This is a genomic window from Agrobacterium larrymoorei (genome assembly GCF_030819275.1).
GTDB lineage: Bacteria > Pseudomonadota > Alphaproteobacteria > Rhizobiales > Rhizobiaceae > Agrobacterium > Agrobacterium larrymoorei_B.
On sequence record NZ_JAUTBL010000001.1, the window covers coordinates 699,725 to 720,443 of the forward strand.

At 57.3% G+C, this 20,719-nt stretch carries 16 protein-coding genes; 3 read left to right on the plus strand and 13 right to left on the minus strand.

Annotated features, from left to right (window positions below):
* Positions 1-20: 20 nt before the first annotated feature.
* The gene (secA, locus tag QE408_RS03145) at positions 21-2,738 is read left to right on the plus strand and encodes a preprotein translocase subunit SecA (RefSeq protein WP_306928464.1); all 2,718 of its coding nucleotides are present in this window, start codon (positions 21-23) and stop codon (positions 2,736-2,738) included.
* Positions 2,739-2,866: 128 nt separating this feature from the next.
* Here the strand turns inward: secA and QE408_RS03150 are convergent, their stop codons facing one another.
* The 4 genes from QE408_RS03150 to QE408_RS03165 form a co-directional block, all read right to left on the minus strand.
* A complete protein-coding gene (locus tag QE408_RS03150) occupies positions 2,867-4,684 on the minus strand; it encodes an alpha/beta fold hydrolase (RefSeq protein ID WP_306928466.1) in 1,818 nt (605 codons plus the stop codon).
* A gap of 96 nt (positions 4,685-4,780) precedes the next feature.
* A complete protein-coding gene (locus QE408_RS03155) occupies positions 4,781-6,037 on the minus strand; it encodes a glycosyltransferase (RefSeq protein WP_306928468.1) in 1,257 nt (418 codons plus the stop codon).
* Between the two features lie 69 nt (positions 6,038-6,106).
* Complete coding sequence (locus QE408_RS03160) at positions 6,107-7,186, minus strand: glycosyltransferase family 4 protein (RefSeq protein WP_306928470.1); 1,080 nt, start codon at positions 7,184-7,186, stop codon at positions 6,107-6,109.
* Positions 7,183-8,295 (minus strand): glycosyltransferase, encoded by a 1,113-nt coding sequence (locus QE408_RS03165; protein WP_306928472.1) that lies wholly within the window; start codon positions 8,293-8,295, stop codon positions 7,183-7,185. The genes QE408_RS03160 and QE408_RS03165 overlap by 4 nt, the downstream gene beginning before the upstream one ends.
* A gap of 267 nt (positions 8,296-8,562) precedes the next feature.
* Here QE408_RS03165 and QE408_RS03170 point away from each other — a divergent pair, with 267 nt between their 5' ends.
* Both QE408_RS03170 and QE408_RS03175 read left to right on the plus strand, forming a co-directional pair.
* Positions 8,563-9,804 (plus strand): glycosyltransferase, encoded by a 1,242-nt coding sequence (locus tag QE408_RS03170; RefSeq protein WP_306928474.1) that lies wholly within the window; start codon positions 8,563-8,565, stop codon positions 9,802-9,804.
* Positions 9,805-9,942: 138 nt separating this feature from the next.
* Complete coding sequence (locus QE408_RS03175; RefSeq protein ID WP_306928476.1) at positions 9,943-11,244, plus strand: oligosaccharide repeat unit polymerase; 1,302 nt, start codon at positions 9,943-9,945, stop codon at positions 11,242-11,244.
* Here the strand turns inward: QE408_RS03175 and QE408_RS03180 are convergent, their stop codons facing one another.
* From QE408_RS03180 to QE408_RS03220, 9 genes are all read right to left on the minus strand, one after another.
* A complete protein-coding gene (locus QE408_RS03180) occupies positions 11,245-12,162 on the minus strand; it encodes an ATP-grasp fold amidoligase family protein (protein WP_306928478.1) in 918 nt (305 codons plus the stop codon). It lies immediately after the preceding gene.
* A 42-nt stretch (positions 12,163-12,204) separates the two neighbouring features.
* On the minus strand, positions 12,205-13,503 hold the full coding sequence (locus QE408_RS03185) for a lipopolysaccharide biosynthesis protein (protein ID WP_306928479.1): 1,299 nt from the start codon (positions 13,501-13,503) through the stop codon (positions 12,205-12,207).
* 9 nt (positions 13,504-13,512) lie between these two features.
* Positions 13,513-14,124, minus strand: a complete 612-nt coding sequence (locus QE408_RS03190; RefSeq protein WP_306928481.1) for a hypothetical protein — start codon at positions 14,122-14,124, stop codon at positions 13,513-13,515.
* Between the two features lie 121 nt (positions 14,125-14,245).
* On the minus strand, positions 14,246-15,658 hold the full coding sequence (locus QE408_RS03195; RefSeq protein ID WP_306928484.1) for a GumC family protein: 1,413 nt from the start codon (positions 15,656-15,658) through the stop codon (positions 14,246-14,248).
* 268 nt (positions 15,659-15,926) lie between these two features.
* Positions 15,927-16,970 carry a Gfo/Idh/MocA family protein gene (locus tag QE408_RS03200; protein WP_306928485.1) on the minus strand — a complete coding sequence of 348 codons (1,044 nt, stop codon included), beginning with the start codon at positions 16,968-16,970 and terminating at the stop codon, positions 15,927-15,929.
* A 6-nt stretch (positions 16,971-16,976) separates the two neighbouring features.
* Positions 16,977-17,762 (minus strand): ThuA domain-containing protein, encoded by a 786-nt coding sequence (locus QE408_RS03205; protein ID WP_306928488.1) that lies wholly within the window; start codon positions 17,760-17,762, stop codon positions 16,977-16,979.
* Positions 17,763-17,818: 56 nt separating this feature from the next.
* Positions 17,819-18,847: an ABC transporter ATP-binding protein gene (locus QE408_RS03210; RefSeq protein WP_306928490.1), complete on the minus strand. Its 1,029-nt coding sequence runs from the start codon at positions 18,845-18,847 to the stop codon at positions 17,819-17,821.
* A 10-nt stretch (positions 18,848-18,857) separates the two neighbouring features.
* A complete protein-coding gene (locus QE408_RS03215) occupies positions 18,858-19,691 on the minus strand; it encodes a carbohydrate ABC transporter permease (RefSeq protein WP_306928492.1) in 834 nt (277 codons plus the stop codon).
* Positions 19,688-20,656 (minus strand): carbohydrate ABC transporter permease, encoded by a 969-nt coding sequence (locus tag QE408_RS03220; RefSeq protein ID WP_306928494.1) that lies wholly within the window; start codon positions 20,654-20,656, stop codon positions 19,688-19,690. Before QE408_RS03220 ends, QE408_RS03215 begins: the two co-directional genes overlap by 4 nt.
* Positions 20,657-20,719 lie beyond the last annotated feature (63 nt).

Here is a 20,719-nt window from a genome sequence, read left to right on the forward strand (position 1 = left end):
TTTCAGAAAGGGCCAGTTGGATGGTCAGTCTCGGCGGTATCGCCCGCAAATTGTTTGGCTCGTCAAACGATCGCCGCGTTCGTTCCTATCGCACCAATATTGCAGCCATCGGCGCGCTCGAAGATGAGATGAAAGCGCTCTCGGATGAAGCGCTTGCCGCAAAGACAGTGGAATTCCGTCAGCAACTTGCCGAAGGCAAGACGCTCGACAGCCTGCTGATCCCCGCCTTCGCCGTTGCGCGTGAGGCCTCGCGCCGCGTACTCGGCATGCGTCCCTTCGACGTTCAGCTGACCGGCGGTATGATTCTGCACCAGGGCGCCATCGCCGAAATGAAGACGGGTGAAGGTAAGACGCTGGTGGCAACCCTTGCCGTTTATCTGAATGCCCTTGCCGGCAAGGGCGTGCATGTGGTGACGGTCAACGATTACCTCGCCAAGCGCGACGCCAGTATCATGGGACGCCTCTACGGCTTCCTCGGCCTGACCACTGGCGTCATCGTGCATGGTCTGGACGACGACGAGCGTCGCGCAGCTTATGCCTGCGACATCACCTATGCGACGAACAACGAGCTTGGCTTCGACTATCTTCGCGATAACATGAAGTATGACAAGGCGCAGATGGTCCAGCGCGGCCACAACTACGCCATCGTCGACGAAGTCGATTCCATTCTCGTCGACGAAGCGCGCACGCCGCTGATCATTTCCGGTCCGCTGGATGACCGCTCCGATCTCTACAATACGATCGATGCCTTCATCCCGATGCTGACGCCAGACGATTATGAAATTGACGAGAAGCAGCGCTCCGCAAACTTCTCCGAAGAGGGCACCGAGAAGCTCGAAAATCTTCTGCGCCAGGCAGGCCTTCTCAAGGGTGAATCGCTCTATGATGTCGAGAACGTTGCGATCGTTCACCACATCAACAACGCTCTGAAGGCCCACAAGCTCTTCCAGCGCGACAAGGACTACATCGTCCGCAATGGCGAGATCGTCATCATCGACGAATTTACCGGCCGTATGATGCCGGGCCGCCGTTACTCCGAAGGTCAGCACCAGGCGCTTGAAGCCAAGGAGAAGGTGCAGATCCAGCCGGAAAACCAGACGCTGTCTTCCGTCACCTTCCAGAACTACTTCCGCATGTACACCAAGCTTGCGGGCATGACGGGTACGGCCTCGACGGAAGCGGAAGAATTCAACAACATCTACGGCCTCGACGTCGTGGAGGTCCCGACTAACCTGCCGATCCAGCGTATCGACGAAGACGACGAGGTTTACCGGACCGGCGAAGAAAAGTTCAAGGCGATCATCGAAGAGATCCGTGCAGCGCATGAGCGCAATCAGCCGGTTCTCGTCGGTACGACCTCGATCGAAAAGTCCGAACTGCTCGCCACCATGCTGCGCCAGACAGGCTTTGAGAACTTCCAGGTTCTGAACGCCCGCTATCACGAGCAGGAAGCCTATATCGTCTCGCAGGCAGGCGTTCCCGGCGCTGTGACCATTGCCACCAACATGGCAGGCCGCGGCACGGATATTCAGCTTGGCGGTAACGTCGATATGCGCCTTGAGCGCGAGCTGGAAGGCATGGAGCCAGGACCAGAGCGTGACGCCAAGGAGCAGGCGATCCGCGACGAGATCAAGGTGTTGAAGGAAAAGGCGCTTGCCGGTGGCGGTCTTTACGTCATCGCCACCGAGCGCCACGAAAGCCGCCGTATCGACAATCAGCTGCGCGGCCGTTCCGGTCGCCAAGGCGACCCAGGTCGTTCAAAGTTCTACCTGTCGCTCCAGGACGACCTGATGCGCATCTTCGGCTCCGACCGTATGGATTCGATGCTGCAGAAGCTGGGCCTCAAGGAAGGCGAAGCCATCGTCCATCCGTGGATCAACAAGGCTCTGGAACGCGCGCAGAAGAAGGTCGAAGCCCGCAACTTCGAAACGCGTAAGAACCTGCTGAAATACGACGACGTTTTGAACGATCAGCGTAAGGTCATCTTCGAACAACGCCTCGAACTGATGGAAGCCGATAATATCGGTGAAACCGCAGCGGACATGCGCAACGAAGTGATCGAAGCTCTCGTCGGCAAGCACATCCCTGAAAATGCCTATGCGGAACAGTGGGATATCGCAGGGCTGAAGGCTGGCGTTCAGCAGTCCCTCAACCTGGATCTGCCGCTCGATGATTGGGCCAAGGAAGAGGGTATTGCTGAGGACGATATTCTTCAGCGCATTACCGAGGCTGCGGACAAGGTCATGGCAGATAAGGCCGAACGTTTCGGTCCCGAAGTGATGACCTACGTCGAACGCTCGGTCATTCTTCAGACGATCGATCACCTGTGGCGCGAGCACATCGTCAACCTCGATCACCTGCGTTCCGTCGTCGGCTTCCGCGGCTATGCGCAGCGCGATCCGCTTCAGGAATACAAGGCGGAAGCCTTCGAACTCTTCCAGGCCTTGCTCGCCAATCTGCGCGAAGCGGTTACAGCCCAGTTGATGCGTGTTGAACTGATGCGCGATCCGCCACCACCGGCCGAACTGCCGGAAATGACGGCGCATCATCTCGACCCGCTCACCGGTGAGGATGAATTTGCCGCCGCATCCGCGGGCAATGGCGACGTCTATGTTCCACCGGAACAGCGCAATCCAAACGATCCGTCCACATGGGGCAAGGTCGGCCGCAACGAAGCCTGCCCCTGTGGATCCGGCAAGAAGTACAAGCACTGCCACGGCGTTTTCGAACAGGCTTGATACTCACCATTGAAAACAATGAGCGCGTCATCTGAACTTAAATCAGATGGCGCGCTTTTCTTTTGAGGCTACGTCAAGGATGACAGCGGTACGGTGACAGCTTTTCGTCGCCGTGGGGGCAACATATCTTAATGCTTGGGTTGCAGCTGAAGGGCGACGGTCCTCACCTCTTGCGTCCAAGCCTCACGAGCCTCGGCAGTGGTGAGGTTGTGATCGGCCCTCGGAATGGTGACGATCTTAGGGTTGCCGTATGGCCCCCTCAAAAGACGCCCGCGCCCACAAAAATTGCGCTCAAGCATGCCGAAACCGGCATCTCCCTCAGAGTAGATCAGAGTGACCTTCGTATCGTTTGCGGCAAGCCTGCCGAAGTCGCTTGAGAGGGAACGGGCACGGTCAGAAAAATAAGGGTACTTAACCGAGAGCGGAGTAAGAAAGGAAAACGCCTTCCCCAGGAACGCCTTGGACAGATTGCAGAGCGCGCTTACCACGCGCACGTCACCCCGCATCACACGCTTCCAGAGCGCCCCGCTCATGAACTTGGTGCCATATCCAGAGAGCGACTGACGGGTTGAGCGGAGAAACAGGTTCACATCCACGTCGTCTGGAATATAAAGATCATAGATGTTGACCGGCACGCAACCCTTGATCCGCGGGTCCTTTATCGCGCTTTTGAAGGCGACCCACGCGCCGCTGCAACGTCCCGTCACGACTACGGGAAAATGGTTCTCCGCTTCGAGAAAATCGACAGCAGCCCGGACATCGGCCAACTGGCTGGCATGATAAAGAATCTGATCCGGCGCGCCCTCAGCGGGAGGACTATCGGCAACATTGGCTCCATCGAAGCGTAGCGAGGCGATGCCTTGGCGGGCAAGTTCTCTGCACATCTGGGCTGATATGCGGCCCCAGCCCGACATACGCTCACAGCCCGTTGGAGCGACGATGACTGTTGCACCTTGTCGCTGACCAAGCGGTTCACACATAATACCATAGAGTCGCTGGTGATTGCCGAACCGGACAGGGCGCTCCTGAAATCCACTTCCCTTCAACTTTTGAGGAATCAGAAGTTCGGAAAAGCCGTCTTGGCGCAGCGTGTTGTTTCTGTCGCCGTGCTTTGCCGCAACGTCAGCAGCCCAACCAGCAAGCGTCTCAATGGCTCTGACAGACGGAACCGAGAAAAGCACGTCCCGAACGAACTTGTTGTAGTCGGGAAAGACTTGGGCGCGAAGCTCGACATCGAGAGCGGCAAGATGGTTTGCAAATTGCTCGTCTGCCGGACGGTTTTCCTGCTTCAAGAGAAGAATACTGGGTGCGGGAGCACGGGTGGAAGCTGATAAGGTGACGGTGCGAAGGCTTGCAGCCAAAGCGTCAGGAAAGATCTGTTCACCCATGGCCGGGCCGGATGCAGGCGTTCTGTGCTGCAAGGCGTCTGGATTGGCGACACGGCTCAACGCCACGAATTCTCGAAGCCAGTGACGCCCGGACAATGCGGGAGCGGCGAGCGCAAGACCAACCACATTCTCTATCGTCTCAGCAGCTTTCCAGGCCAGCAGGGCGCCAAGGCCATGGCCGATGAGGATCAAGTGGCGGGCCTGTGACAATTCCCGCAGCTTGGATGCCGCGGCGCGAATGCTATCGAGCCATAGATCGAGACCGTTGTCGTCATCGACCGTGTCAATTGCGTCACCTGTTCCGGGATAGTCGAAGCGCATGCTTGGCAGACCACGCGCTGCGAGATCGCCGGCAAGCAATCGCCAGAATTTACGTGCGCACAATTCTTCAAAGCCCCATGAACTGACGAACAGAACCGCCGAGTCGGTACCCTCGCCGCGCAAGACTACGTCTGCGGGCTTGAAAAGACCGACTGTGTTCGCAAACGTAACCGGATAGTCGACAGATGTCTGCTGCATAGACAAAGACATATTGCCCGAAGAAAAGCCGGCGCTCATGTTCAATTCCCCTAGTCCCATCCATGGAGTGGAAGCAAAATCGGACAATCGGCTAAATAAACTCTAAAGAGACTACGAGTTTCCCAGACGACTATTTTACAGAGCTTGCAGATGGAGACGATCTTGTCTCTGAGCTTCGATAAGAAGTCCGTTCAATCTTTCATAATAGCGTGATGCTTCAGCTGTGCCTTTGAAGTTTCGAATACCGGGGAAAAGGTGGTCGCGCTCAGCCCACCAATGTCCATGGCCGATCCTCAGCGCCTTTTCCATCGCTTCTGTGAGAGCACCAGCTACGCTCGGATCGTAGCACCAGCCAGTTCTCATATACTGCACGATCTCGGGTGTGCCGCCGAGATTGGTAGCGATCAGCGGCACGCCATAAACCGCCGCCTCGATCAAGATGAGGCTTTGAGGCTCGCGCCAGCGAGAAGGTAGAACAACAGCGTCCGCCACTCCGTAAACGTTCTCCGGCGGTGTAAAACCCATAAAGGTGATTGGCGCGCCGTCGGCGATGGACTGCAGGTAACGGACATAATCTTCGCGGCCTCGACCCGCGATAATAAGCTTGGCAGACTGTCGGTTTGGCATGTCGACGAAGGCGCGGATGAGATCTTCAATACCCTTTTCTTCCGACAGAGCACCGAGATAGCCGAAGGTAAAGATCTCGCTTCGGGCGCTGTCTCGTCCGACAAAGGGCTTATGGAGCTTATCCTCGCGAAGATTCTCGTTTCTCAGCACATGCCATTCCGCTTTGGTGAGAACCCCGGCCCGAAGATAGGTCTGTTTCAGGGCCTCGCTGACCGCAATCGCCGTCATCCCCTCGCCATCCGACTTCAGCCTCGATGTCAGAACACGGCATTTTAAGCACGCGGTATCGCAATTTCCGCCGGCGCTGAACATGCTCGATTTTGGACAGATCAGCGCGTAATCATGCATATGGATGCAGAAAGGGATGTTCAGTTGTCGGCTGGCCTCGAAGAGTGCCGGCTGCATGCGTGCTGAATTATGCGCGTAGACAAGGTCCACCCTTTCCCGCGCGAATATCGCCTTAATCTCGTGGGCCGAAACAGCGCCCATCGACGCCTTGAGATGCCAACGTGCTTTCTCGAACCGTCCGACCAACGGCTTTTTATGTCCAGGTAGGTAGCTGTTGTCCCAATTCACCCGGACGACTCTGATGCCGTCTTCACCCATCGTTTCGCCCGTCGGCGCCAGCCTGTCGCCAGCCATTCCGAGCGACAGAACGAAGACTTCATGATGGCGCGCCAGCTCCTTTGCACACATACGCGCCACGATCTCCGCACCACCCTCTTCCTGGGGCGCGAATGTCTGAGCTACGATACAAATCCGCATCGACTGGATTCACTTTCTTCCAACTGCCGCATGGCAACTGACTATTACATTGAGTATCTTCAACTTTACTTAAAGCTGTTCGACAATTTCAAGAAGGCGCTGTGCGCTCCTGTCCCAGGAAAACGCTTGCGCACGCTGGTGACCGCGCTCGATCATCGTCACACGATGTTCCGGCTTGTGCAAAACCTCGTTGATCGCGCGAACCATGTCGTCCGGTCGATAGGGATCGAAAAACAATGCTGCGTCGCCACACACTTCCCGGGTTGGCGGAATGTCGGACGCGAGCACGGGGCAACCCAACAGCATCGCCTCCAGCGGCGGAATGCCAAATCCTTCATAGAGACTCGGAAAAAGAAGCGCTGTTGCTCCAGCGTAAAGCCCAGCGATCTCCTCATCTGACAAGCGGCCCGTGAAGACCACCTTGTCGATTCCGGAATTCGCCCTCGGTTCGGACGCCTCGTAGGACTGAAAAACGCTGGATGCAGCTGGCCCCGCAATAACGAACTTGGGCGCGGCTGGACCCATCATCCGGATGGCTTCCATTGCACGTCTGAGGTTCTTGTTGGGCGTACGCGAGCCGACGAACAACAGATAGGGCTGATCCTCCAGCCCCAATCGCGACACGACCGTCTGATCCCTGGCAACCGCAGCCATGTGCTCGCAACTGTTGTACACGACCGCGATATCCTTGGCGCCGAAGGCACTTTCGAGCTCTTGCCTCGAAAACTCCGACACCGTCGCGATTTTTCCGCGGCGCGAAAGAAGACGGCCCAACAAGCCGTGAACCAAGCGGTATTTACGCGAAAAATTCTCTGGCGTGCGGAAAATCATAGCGTCGTGGACGACTGTGACCGCACGCGAGTGAAGGACGGGACCGCTGTTTCCAAGGTTGATGAGCTTGCCCTGCCGGGCTGCTTGGTAAAGGCTTGTCTGCTCCCAGACATGCCCGGAAGACCGACCGGTAACGCGCTGTGTAATCGCGCGAAGAGGCAGCCTTTCCGTGGCACCTTCCGGCACCAAAAGCACCCAATTGTCCACCGTCGGCTTTTCCGACAATCGTTTGTCGAGAGCGATGACGACCTCACGGGCAAAACGCTGAACCCCGCTCGTCGTTTGAGTCAGGAAGCGCCCGTTGATGAAGGTGGTCATGCGAGCACACGCACCTCGGCGGTTTCCTTACCCGTCACCTCGTCATAAAGACCAACGAGCTCATCATTCATCCGGTCGCTCTGATAGCGGGCAAGAAAACGCGTATATCCCGCAAGCCCCATCTCGCGCCAACCCGCCGCGTCGCAGATGACGATCGTTTGCGCCAGTGCGTCACTATCCTCAGCGGGCACCAGGAAGCCCGTTTGCCCATGGCGGACGATGGAGCGAAGGCCGCCAACCGCAGACGCGATGACCGGTTTCTTGGCGCGCATGGCCTCCACCGCGACGAGGCCGAAACCCTCCCAGCGCGACGGCATGACCACCACGTCGCAGGCGTTCATGTATCCGGCAATCTCCTCGGGTGATTTCCACCCCAGAAGCTCCACATTGTCAGGAGCAGAAATGGGCCTGTTTTGCTCTTCCTTGGTCGTGACGTAAGCGCCAATGACTTTGACAGCCGCCGCGCCATTAAGCGACTGAGCGGCTTTCAGAAGCACATCAACACCCTTCTGGCGGTCCAGACGTCCGACGAACAGCACCTTAAGGCGGTGATCGTTCCACTCCACAGGAACCGCGACTGGCCGGTTGCTCGACAAGCCATTTTCAATCACGACCATCCGATCGGCAGAAATACCGGCTCCGATCCCTCTGTCATATTCGTGCTGTGAGATCGCAACGATCTTCTGGCAGAACGGCGCTAGCAGACGCTCGCCCAGCATTGCGACGGGACGGAGAGGACCAAGCGTCTCCATGTCGAAAGACCATCCATGGGGACAGTAGACGACGGGAGGAAAATTTCGGCTGACCGCGCCGACTGAGCGCACGACAAGACCTGCAAAAGTCGAATGGGCATGCACAACGTCCGGGCGAAAGGATATGACTTCGTCCGTGACAGCACGTGCCAGCGTCGGTAGCGACGTGTAACGGCTGTTCCTTCTGAATGTGGAAATACAGGACGATGGAATGTTTTGAGCATGAGACAGGTGACGATCTGGAACGATCACCCTGACATTCCCCGCTCCGTATTTCGCCACTTGATGGGGCACGACCTCTCTCAGATAGGTCGCAGGGCCACCAGGTAGCGTTTCAAAAACGTGCAGAACCCTCATTGTCTCTTCCCTTGGGCCACTATTGGCGTGAATATACGCGGCGTTGTTGTTCTTGTTGCCCAGTAATTTTGTAAAACAGAATTCACGCACATGCCACCGATTTGCTCAAATGCGCTTTCCTCCCGACTTAGAAATAAAGTGCACTTGATTGATGCAACGACTTTAGACATGCTTTCTCAAGGAAGGTTTATTCAACATATTTAAAGAGTTATTTGCGATTTAGGGAAAATTGTAACAAACCACTCCCGATGAACGAGGGGAAAACGCGTGAAAATCTGCATCGTCTCGCAGACTTTTGCTCCTCAAGCGGAGGGAGGCGCTGAGATATCGGCGCGCGCTGGAGCGACCGAGCTTGCCAAGAAGCATGATGTTACCGTTCTGGCGCTCGGAAAAGTGGGCGACCCCTTGGCGCCCCCGGGAGAAACCAGATTCGCCAACAATGTCCGCGTGGTTCGGCTTCCCTGGGAGAACAGTTACCTGCCTGGCCATATCAAGCCCTCGGCAAATTTCGCTCGTCGTGCCGCATGGCATCTCCGCACCGCGATTGGTGCAATATGCTTGGAAGGGCTAACTGAATTTTTCAGACGCGAGAATTTCAATCTCATTTATGCGCAAAACTCATCCTACATGCAGCCTGCGATTTTTCATGCGGCCGATGACGCAGGGATTCCCATCTGTCTGCATCTGCGCGACTATGCCCTGCTCTGTCCTAAGACCAGCATGTTCCGTAGAGGTGATAACTGCGCGACGCCTTGCTTCGACTGTAGCCTGATCAATCGTCGCGTGAGATTACGTGGAAACGGCATGGCGGTGATTGCCGTCAGCAATTTCGTGAAACAGCGTTTCATCGAGAATGGTGTTCTGGCAGAAGCTGACTGGCATGTCATGCACAACAAGAACACGCCGCTGCAATCCTTCGATACAAGCATTGTTGGCCGTACAAAGCCGGCGGGGCAGATTTTCACCTTCGGCTATCTCGGTACTTTGTCCAAGGAAAAGGGCGTTCCCGAGTTGATCGAGGCCTTCAAGGCCTTACCCGCGGGTAGCAACGCCCGTCTGGTCGTTGGGGGGCGCGGTCGCCCGAGCGAGGAAGACTGCATAAAACGCCTCGGCGCCATGGCCAATGTCGAGTTTCGCGGTTTCGTCGCGCCTCAGGAAATCTATCGCATTGCTGACGCAGTCGTTGTCCCCTCTCTCTGGCACGAGCCGCAAAGCCGAATTCTCGTCGAGGCCGGCGTCTATGGTGTTCCCGTCATCGGCAGCACAAGGGGAGGAACGCCGGAGATCGTCGAAGCCGAAAAAACCGGCTGGTGCTATAATCCTGAGCAGCCTGGAGCGCTTGCCCGATTGCTGGAGAAAGCGGCCTCGATCGGTCCCGAGAGATGGTGGGAGAGGCGTGACGAGCTTTTCCCGGGGATCGCTTCATTCGACGGCACTGCCGAGCAATCCGGATATTACGACACGCTGGAGCAGATCCTGACAAAAGCCGCTGTGGGCCAAGTCGCGTAAACGGTGCCCCGACCAACAAACATGGTCAACAATATCTTAAGAGATTTTGGGCATGGTGAGGACAACGAAACGTAGCCTGAACCGAACCGGGTTCAGTTGGCCGATTTTTGCAGCCGGGCACGTGAACAAGGCTTGGAAATGTCCAATCTCGCTTGGCTCATCCTAATTCTCGGCTGGTTGGTCTTCATCCTCTATTATATCAGCTCCTTCTTGCGATGGGGCGTGCTGACGCTATCCTCCTATTTCTGGCTTCGTTACACCGTTCTGCCGATCCTCATCATGCCCATCTTCGCCAGCTCGGAGAAGAATATGGAGGTGGTTGGGGGCTCGATTTTTGCGATCAGGCAGCACATTGACCAAGCCTTCTTTCTCTCGGTGATCGGCGTCGTTTTCTTGATCGTCGGCATGGGCCTTGCGACATTCAGTTCAGGCCGAAGCTACATCTTCGACTTTATCGAAAGCGGTTACTCTTTCTGGCAAACACGAACCGGTGCTTGGCTGTCCTTCCTCATCATTCTTCTCGCTACGGCAGGACTGTTCTCTCTTGGCGTCAGACCCTTCGAGGGGCGTGAGTTCGCGTTCGAAAATCCCTCGATCCGCCCGGTCATCAACCTCTATGCTGTCATTCTTCCCACCACAGCGATCAGCCTGCTGGTCTATGGCTTTGCGGGAGGCCGGAAATTCATTGCCATGGGCCTCTTCTGCGGCGCGCTCGGCTTGATGATCGGCACGCGCGGCGCCAGTATCGAAGCGCTGTTTGCCTTCGTCATCTGCGTCATCATTGCCTACCGATACCGCAACCTCGTCGTCTTTGGCCTTTCCGCCGTCGCCTTCATACTGGTGGCTGTCGGCCTCGGAATATTGCGCTCGTCTGCCGAGGGAGAGGCAGCACCCGATTTGATCGACAGCCTGACCGCCCAGATCTTCTATGGCAACAACTTCTCGGATTTTCGCGACTACGCATGGATCTTGAGCGGCTTTAAAGGCCAGTTCTACCACGGCATGACGTATCTGGCCGGCTATACGGCACTGATTCCAGCCTTCATCAGCGAATTCCGCAACGACTACCGAACCGGCGTCATCACCACGACGCTGGCAGGGCTCGATCCAGAATTCCATGCCGGTCTGCGCCCTACACTCTTCGGTGAGGCCTATCTCAACTTCGGCATCCCGGGCATCATTTTTGCCGCAACGCTTTTCGGCTTCTACTTCGGCAAGCTACATCTTTGGGTGCACACGGACCTGCCACGCAACGGCCTTGGGGTGCGACGCGTCGCCTGCGGTTACATCGCCTTCCTGTTCCTGTTCAATGCGGTCTTCACCCCAAGCTTTTACTACGTCTATGTCGTGACGGCATGGCTCTTGGGCGGCATCATCCTGTCGTGGCTTCTCACCGTCCCGGGTCGCACGGACACCAACGATCTTCCTTCGGCAGGCTGATCACCACTCCCCAGATGTACGAAACCGCCCTTTGGGATGATCGCGCCAGAAGGTGCCAAGCCAGGCATCCGTCGATGGTGGACGGAAGGCGCCAAATCCCGACGTCGGCGAGAAGGTCATCTCCCCGAAGATCGGTCCCGACGGCTTGTCGTAAAAGTCGATCCGAACGAATTCGAAGCCCTGCGCCAGGGTTCGAGCCGCGGCCAGAATGGCATCGAGATGCGGAGGGCGCGGCAACTCCTTGTCTTCCATTGGATAGTAATGTCCGAAGGGCAACTTATTCCAATGCTCGTCGTAGAAGCAGCGACGATGATCGCTGAAGCGTGCCGTATCGATCTGAATACAGGGAATATCATCCTCGAAGCAAAACAGCTTGTAATCCACCGGCGCTTCGCCATTCTCGCCGATAAAGGGTTCAATAAAGATTTCCGGCTCGATATGGTTGTACCACTCTTCCGCAAGCCGCCAGGCTGTGCGGCCCTGAAGCCAGAGATCGCACTTCCCCTTGGCGCCCACGAGATCGTCGGGTCCGTAGACGAAGATGTTCCGGTCCGACCCGTGATTGACCTTGATCACATAGGGAAACGGCAAGGGCGGGCAATCGTTGAGGTCCTTACCCCGCCAAAGCGTCGGCGTTACCCATTCCTCGCCAAGCACCTTGGCGACATGCGCTTTGACTGCAATCTTGTCACTCAGCATAATGAGACGTGGATCGTCCGTGGGTTCACGCCATGCGATCTTGCGTGCGACCAGATGTTCGTTGAGCGTCTTGGGATTGTCGATGTCGGGCCAGAGCCGGTGATAGCGGAAATACTGGAGTTGGGTCGCCTGCTTGATCGGCAAACTGTGTATCGTGGCGTGATAAAGCGCCTTTGCGAGTTTCCCCAAGAGGGTTTTCTGCGGTTCACCGACTGCCATGCCCATCCCCTCTTTGCCTGCCCCTGGCAGGCATCAACTGCTTTAAATATTCCTTGAAGCCCGCCACAACATGAAGGCCGAAACACTGGCCGTTATCAGGGCGGAGACAAGCGCCGCGAGCCCTGCCCCCATGAAACCGAGCGTGCTGATGAGAAGAAAACTCATGCCGATCGAGATGATGACGCTCGAGAGATTGACGACCGCGTAGTGACCGTCTTTCCGAAGGCTGCTCATGCCGAAACCCATGAGATCGGTGCAGGCGCGAACCGCAGCCGTCAGCAGCAGCAACGCAAAAACACCCTCGTGCTCGGCGAGCGCGGGCATGTTCATGACCTCTACCACGACACGTCCAGCGACAAAAATTGCCACACCGAGGATCAGACCGGCAATAGCGGTCTTGGCAAATTGCCTGACCATCATCCGGCGCCATTCCTCTGCGGAGCCGTCATTATAGGCCTTGAACAATTTGGGGATGGCGATTTGCAGCACGGCGGTCGAAATCAACGTCTGCAATGCATTCGCCAGCGACCAGTAGAAAGTGTAGACCCCCGTTAAAGACAAGGTCAGCAACAGCGAGACGATGTAGCGGTCGGCATAGACAAGCCCGACATTACAGATTTCGCTGATATGGATCATCCAAGACCGGCGCATGCGGCTCTTGATCCAGTCGTATCGCACCGGTACTTTGGCGATGCGCGCGAGCGGCCAGTGGCGCAGGAAGTAAAACAGGCCGGCAAACATACCAAGGTAGCCCAGCGACCAGCCCACGAACACCGTCTCGATGTTGCGGAACGTCGGGAAAGCGAGCCCCAGAGCAATCACGGGTAAAACCCAGGATGTCGTTCGCAGGAAGAAAAGCATGTTTGCCGCGCTCGCCATTTCCTTCGAGATCAGCGGCATGTGAATGTCGCAGGAGATCGTCTCCAGCCACACGATGATCAGAATGACGACGTAAAGAGGTTTGACCGGATAATCCAAGGTAAAGGCCGCCACGACCGCCAGCAGCGTCATCAGCGACAGAGAAGCAATCGTCACCGCAAGTCGCGACTTCATGTAAGCGCCGGTCACGCCGTTCGATTTACCGCTGACATCGCGGGCGATGAAGTAGTTGAGTCCCCATCCGAGGATTGCCGGCGCGGTGGTGACGACGCCGAGCGCCAGGCCATAGATGCCCGCCGCCTCCAGCCCCATGAACTTAACGATATAGAAGGAAAGTGCGAAGCGCAGAACGAGCGTCGATCCGCGAAGTCCCGTATTGAAGAGAATGCTGAGCCCCGTCGCTCCGAGGCGCTTGTTCCAGAATGGGAGGCGCTTCACCGCCAGATGCCTATTATCTGTCAAGGCTGGGCCTCAATAATGCAGGCCGGTACGGTCTTGACGGACCACCCGCGCCTGCTTGAGCCCACCTTCTTCGAGAGCCACCAGTGAGAGAACAGTGCTTCCGGCATCCTCCTCATTTTGCATGAGCACAACCTCATCGACCATCCTGGCAATCGGCGCAGGCACCGGATGCGCGTCGGCGATACCGCCATCGACGACGATAAGATCGAAAGCCTCGTTTTCCTCACTCACCACTTTCCCGGAGAGATGCGCCTGGAGATCGGCCCCGGCGGGCAGGAATTTCATCAACGACGCGTCCTCGAAATCGATGATCCCGCCGTGCCCGCCATCTTGCCCAGCAGCCTTGTCCACCATGGACGTGGGCACATCCAATAGCAGGCGCGTCAATGCCGGGTCACGGCTTGCTCCATCGGCCAACAGCACGCGTCTTCCCAGACGGGCGGCAGCATGGGCCAGATTGAATGCGGTATGGGAGGCGCGATTTTGCGGACCGACGGAAGTGACCAGCACCGCGTATCCCTGGCTTAGAGGAACGGAAGCGCACAGTTCCTTCACAAGCCCCGCATAGTCGTCCTTTTCGTTCGCCAGAAGAGCGCGGCTGCGCTTGGCCGGGATGATCATAGCTGAAACGAGAGGCGTTGGCCCATGGGCTGGCCCAGACGCGGCAACAGGCGCAATTGTTGAAACCGGTGGCGATTGTACTGCCTGAACCTCTTCTACAGGCGGCGTGACTGCAGGCGTTTCAGGCTTCGTCCTCTTGAAGCGACTGACGAGCGGAGGGGTTAGCGGCAACGATCGCTGTGTTCCGTCCACCGAACTGGTCGCGCAGCACCAGAATGCCGGCCGCCAGGATCATACCAAATAGTCCGGCACCGGTGGCGATCAAGGTTCTCGGCGGACCAGCCTTCTGAAGAGGTGCCTCGGCAACCGAGATGATCCGCGAGTTCTCCGTCGGCGTGCCCTGCTGTTCGGAAAGCTGACGGGTTCGCAGCAGGAAGGACTCATAGACGGCACGATCGCTGTCGAGCTTTCGCTGAAGCTCACGCAGTTGCACCATCGTGCTTTCTTCGCCGTTTTGAGCGCGGGTCAGTCGATCGAGGTTGGCCTGAAGAAGGGCCAGTTGATTTTTCAACCGGTCGAGATTGCGTGATGTCGTGGTGGAGAAATTGCGGAGTTGGTCGTCCAGGATGGTGGCAAGCGACTGGGTTCTTGCCCTGGCGGCCTGAAGTGCTGGATGCTGCGCGCCGAGCGAGGTCGCGAGAACGGCCTGCTCCTCCTGGCTTTGCTGGTAACGTGCTCTCAGCGAAATGATCGATGGGGTGAGCGAGGAATCGGGAACCGATCGGAGATATTGCCGGTCGTTACGGGCCTGTCTCAGTTCGGAGACCAGTGCTTCGTTCTCTGCAATCGTGCCGGAAAGACGCGCGATCTCCGCATTGGTATCGGAGATCTGCTGCTCGATATCAGGGCGGCCGGCGACATTGGCGAGGTTGTGGGTCGCTCTGTAAGCCTGAACGGCGCGATCGCCATCCTCCACCGCCTTGCGCAGTTGCTCCAACTGCGCCGACAAACCGCCGCCCGTGCGCTTCAGTGTGTCGGCATTCATTTCCGAACGGAGTTCCAAATAGGTATCGGCAATAGCATTGGCGATCTTCGCCGCCTGCTCCGGGCTGCTGGATTTCACAGTGACGTTGACGATAAAGCTCTTCCCGACAATCGCGACCGACTCGGCCTTACGCAATCTGTCGACGGCAAGCTGGGTGCGGCTTTTGCTGTCGGTATATTTGGCATTGAATGCGCCGAATTCCGGATCATTCTGTAGATTTTCCTTTTCGACGACCCGGATCAGAAGCTCATTCGATGTCAGCAGATATTGCTGGTTCAGCACGTGAGAATCGACCGCGCGCGGCTGGGCGGTCAAGTCGCTTTCCAGAATCCGGGAGCCTTCCGGATCGAGCAGGATCTGCGTCGTTGCCGTGTAATAATTGGGGATGAGCAGCGATACGCCAAAGGCGGCAGCTGCCAGGAGCAGTCCGCTTAAAAGAATGACGAGGATATTGCGCCACAAAAGAGCGACGAGCCGCAGCAGGTTTTCCGGTCCATGCGTGGGTTCGCGATAGTCCGCCCCGTCCACCACACCCTGATTCATCGCCATCTCAGTTCACCGGCCCATAACGCAAACACATAAAAGCAGACGAGGAACTGGTGAGGACAATATCACCATGACCCGCGCGAAAGAGATGTCCAAGCTTTAACAAGCGGTCGCCTCAGTATATCGGCGCTCCAGCATAGACACTCTCTGGATCACCCTAGAACAGCACCTGTTAACATACCGTTTGCCAGGTGTTGGCGGATCATAACGCAAGAAGGCCGGGAAGCATGTGGCTCCCCGGCCTTCGATGTCTGTGTTGGCTGTCGAAAGTTCAGACGGCGATTTCGCGCCGTTCGCGATCCGTGATGATCGAAAGATCGAGCACCTTCTGAAGGTTCGCTGCATGACGGAAATCAGGGTCGGCGACCCCGCCTTCCATCACGGCCTTGGCGAACTTCTCGTAATTCGTTGGCACCGGCTCAGGCTCGATATCCCGCCAGACCGCCTTTTCGATATCATCGCCAAGGCAACCGCGCAGCGTCGAATATTCCGGCTTATGGACGACCTCTAGCGCGCCCTTGTCGCCATGCAGGCGCAGGCGAAGCTCATTCAGGTGGCCGGTTGCCCATCGGGTAGCGTGGATGACGCCCATGGCACCATTGGCGAGTTCCGCCGTCATGGTGAAACTGTCATTGGCATCGAGATCATAGACGTCGATGCGGTTGCCCTCATATTTATCGAAGGTCTTCAGACGCGTGAAGATGCGCTCCACATCACTGCCTGCACCGTAGGATGCAAAGTCGAGAATGTGGATGCCAACATCGCCCAGCACGCCGTTCGAACCATGCTTGGTCGACAGACGCCAGAGCCATTTGCTCTCGGTCATCCAGTCGCCCCAGGCTTTCGAGACCAGCCAGCTCTGGAGATAGGATGCCTCCAGGTGGCGAAGCTTGCCGATGCGGCCTTCAAGTACCATCTTGCGGGCTTCCTGAAGCGGCGCCACGTTGCGATAGGTGAGGTTGACCATGGCGACCAGACCGGCTTTTTCGGCGGCATCTGCCATTTCCGACGCCTTGGCGTAGGTTTCGGCAAGCGGCTTTTCGCAGAAGACGTGCTTGCCCGCAGCCAGAAGCTTGAGGCTGGTTGGGTGATGGATCGCGTCGGGTGTGACGTTGGCAACCGCGTCGAATTCGCCCCATGCCAACGCGTCATCCAGCGAGGTAAAGGTCAGCGGTATATTGTGGCGCGCGGCAAAGGCACGGACGATCACTTCGTCCACGTCGACGGCCGCAACCGTTTCCACGCCGGAAATCTGAGAGAAATGGGTGGCGTGCGTGTTCGCCATGCCACCGGTACCGAGAATAAGTAGCTTCATGATGGATTACCTGTAACCTGCTTCACCAGCCTTGTGCAGTTTGGGACCACGCTCCTCGATGGGTTCGAGCGCCTTATCGACTGGAACGTTCGGCGCATCGTGGATGCTCTTCAACGCGCCCACCGGATTGTAGGCCCACTTGACCGAATTGCTGATGACCTTCTGGATGTTGTCGTCGTGGTAGGTGGGATATGTTTCATGCCCCGGACGGAAATAGAAGATGTTGCCCGCACCACGGCGCCAGGTGAGACCGGAGCGGAACACCTCGCCCCCCTGGAACCACGAAATGAACACGGTTTCCAGCGGTTCTGGCACGGAGAACTGCTCCCCGTACATTTCCTCGTTTTCCAGTTCGAAATGCTCCGGCAGGCCGGCAGCGATCGGATGTCGGGGATTGATGGTCCAGATACGCTCGCGCTCGCCCGCCTCGCGCCATTTCAACGCGCAAGGGGTTCCCATCAGTCGCTTGAACGGCTTGGAGAAGTGACCGGAGTGGAGAACGATGAGGCCCATGCCTTCCCAGACGCGCTTGGCGACACGCTCGACAATCTCGTCCTGAACGGCGCCATGGTCCTTATGGCCCCACCAGACCAGCACGTCGGTCTGGTCCAGCCTTTCCTGCGAAAGCCCATGTTCCGGCTCCTGCAGGGTTGCGGTTGTCGCGTTGATCTCCGGGTCCTTGTTCAGGGCATCGGCGATCGCATTGTGCATGCCGTTGGGATAAACAGCACGAACCGTTTCATTGATATGCTCGTGGATGTTTTCGCCCCAGACGACGGTGTTGATGGTCATAGACATACTCCTTGATAAACCAGCGAGGGTTGTTAACGCCGGCGAACTGAAATTGATCAGGCGGCTCCGCGTGTTTCTGCACGTTTCAGAGCAACGCCTGCTTGATCGAAACGGTGAATGTGTTCCGGCACGGGTGAGAGCTTGATCTTCTCTCCCGTCGCCCGGTGCGAAACGCCCTCCTCGCGCACGACGAGCGGCTCATCCGCACCGATATCGACATAAATATAGCTGTCAGAGCCGAGCATTTCGGAGTGGACGATCTCGCCAGTCCATCCACCCGCGCCATCCGAAACGACAATATGCTCCGGCCGGATGCCGATCGAGTGCGCCCCATGGCTTTCGGCGAAACGACCACCGATGAAATTCATCTTTGGCGAGCCGATGAAGCCTGCGACGAAGGTATTGACCGGCGTCTCGTAAAGTTCGAGCGGCGTACCGATCTGCTCGACACGGCCGTCCCGCAACACGCAAATTCTGTCCGCAAGCGTCATCGCCTCCACCTGATCGTGGGTCACGTAGATCATGGTCGTGTCATGCATGCTACGGTGGAGCTTGGCAATTTCAAGACGGGTCGCGACACGAAGGGCCGCATCGAGATTGGAAAGCGGCTCGTCGAAGAGGAAGACCTTCGGATCGCGAACGATGGCACGACCGATCGCCACACGCTGGCGCTGACCGCCCGAGAGTTGCTTGGGCAGACGCTCCAGATAAGGCGTCAATTGCAGCATCTCGGCTGCAGCCTCCACACGTTTGCGCCGCTCCTCCTTGCTGGAACCGGCAAGCTTCATGCCGAAGGCCATGTTCTCGAAAACGGTCATATGCGGATAGAGCGCATAGGACTGGAAGACCATGGCGACACCACGCTTGGCAGGCGTCAGCCGGTTGACGATCTCTCCGTCGAAGGAAAGCTCGCCGCCGGTGATTTCCTCCAGGCCGCATATGAGCCGCAGCAGCGTTGATTTTCCGCAGCCGGAGGGACCGACGAAAACCATGAATTCGCCGGAGCGGACATCCATGTCGATACCCTTGATGACCTCGAAAGCGCCGAAGGACTTGCGTAGATTTCGCAGTTGAATGCTGGTCATGAGATTTCTCCTAGCCTTTGACGCCACCGGCGGTGAGGCCGGAAATGATACGTCGCTGGAAGATCAGAACGAGGATAACGAGTGGGACGGTGACGATGACAGAAGCCGCCATGATCGTTCCCCAGGGAATTTCGAACTGGGAGCTTCCCGAAAGAAGGGCGATTGCCACCGGAACCGTGCGTTGCTCATTCGATGAGGTGAAGGTGAGCGCGAACAGAAACTCGTTCCAGGCAGCGATGAAAGCGAGAAGCCCCGTCGTAACCAGCGCCGGCCACATCAGCGGCAGGAAGACCTGCGTGATGATGACCCATGGCGAGGCACCATCGACGATCGCCGCCTCTTCGATTTCCACCGGCAAATCCCGCATGAAGGTCGTCAATACCCACACCGTAAAGGGCAGCGTGAAGATCATGTAGGAGAAGATCAGCGCCAGCGGCGTGTTGAACAGGCCCGCCCAGCGGATCAATTCGAAGAGACCCGCCAGCACTGCGATCTGCGGGAACATCGATACCGAAAGGATCGTCAGCAGCAGTAGAGCGCGTCCCCGGAAGCGAACGCGGGCAAGCGCATAAGCCGCCGTGACCGCAAGAAGCAGGGATAGCGCCACGACGCAGGTTGCCACCATCAACGAGTTGCCGAGATTGCGCAGGAAGCTGTCATTGGCCAGCACGTCGGCATAGTTGCCGAAAGAGAATGCCCTGGGCAGATAGTTGATTTCAAACAGCGCCGTACCGGATTTGAGGCTCGTCAGGATGGCGTAATAGAAGGGGAACACGGCCACCATAATGATGATGGCGACGAGCGCATAAAAGGCGGTGTTTTTCAGAACCGTCGTTGCCGTCATCTTGCGCCTCCATCGGTGTTGACGCGGCCAAGCCACATATAGACGATGGTGATCGAGGCGATGATGAGAAACAGCATCGTCGAGACAGCAGCCCCATAGGCGAACTTGTCGAAGTCGAAGAGGTTTTCGCGTGCCAGCACCGACAGGGTGCGCGTCTGCGCATTGTTAGGCGTCAGAATGTAGATGAGGTCAAAGACGCGCATCGCATCCAGCATGCGGAAAATAACAGCGACCATGAGTGCCGGACGGATCATCGGAAGCGTAACCCGCAGGAAAACCTTGATCGGATGAATGCCATCGACCTTGGCGGCCTCATACATATCCTTCGGCACCATCTGTAGACCTGCGAGAATGAGCAGCGCCATGAAGGGCGTTGTCTTCCACACATCCACAATCAGCACGGCGGTCATCGCCGTTTCGGGATTGGCGGTCCATGCGATCTTCTGGCTGATGAGGCCAAGGCTCAGCATCATGTCGTTCAGAATGCCGAACTGGTCGTTCAGCATCCAGGACCACATGCGTGCCGAGACGATTGTGGGAATGGCCCAGGGAATGAGGATCGCGGCACGCACGAGGCCTCGACCCTTGAACTCGGCATTGAGCACCAGCGCAACAATAAGACCGAGGACGGTCTCAAGCGACACAGAGAGGATGGTGAATTTCACCGTATTCCACGCCGCACCCCAGAAAACCGGATCTGCCAAGAGGCCACGATACACGGTGCGGCCACTGCTGAGCGTAATCCACGAAATGTAATTCTTGAGGCCGACGAACTCGGCGTCGGAAAGGTTGGTCAGAGAGGCGTCCGTTAGGCTGAACCAGACGGTTCTGACGAGAGGCCAGCCCGCGACAAGAGCGAGCACGAGAAAGGTCGGGGCGAGGAACAGCCAGGCTGAGCGCAGCCGCTCCGACTGCAGGTCGGAGCCGACCATCGCCGCTGATCGATCAGGGACAGTTGTTTTCATGAGAGCTTCCACCGATTGGACAGGGGGCGAAGCGGCAAGACGTGCCGCTTCGCGTTCACAGTG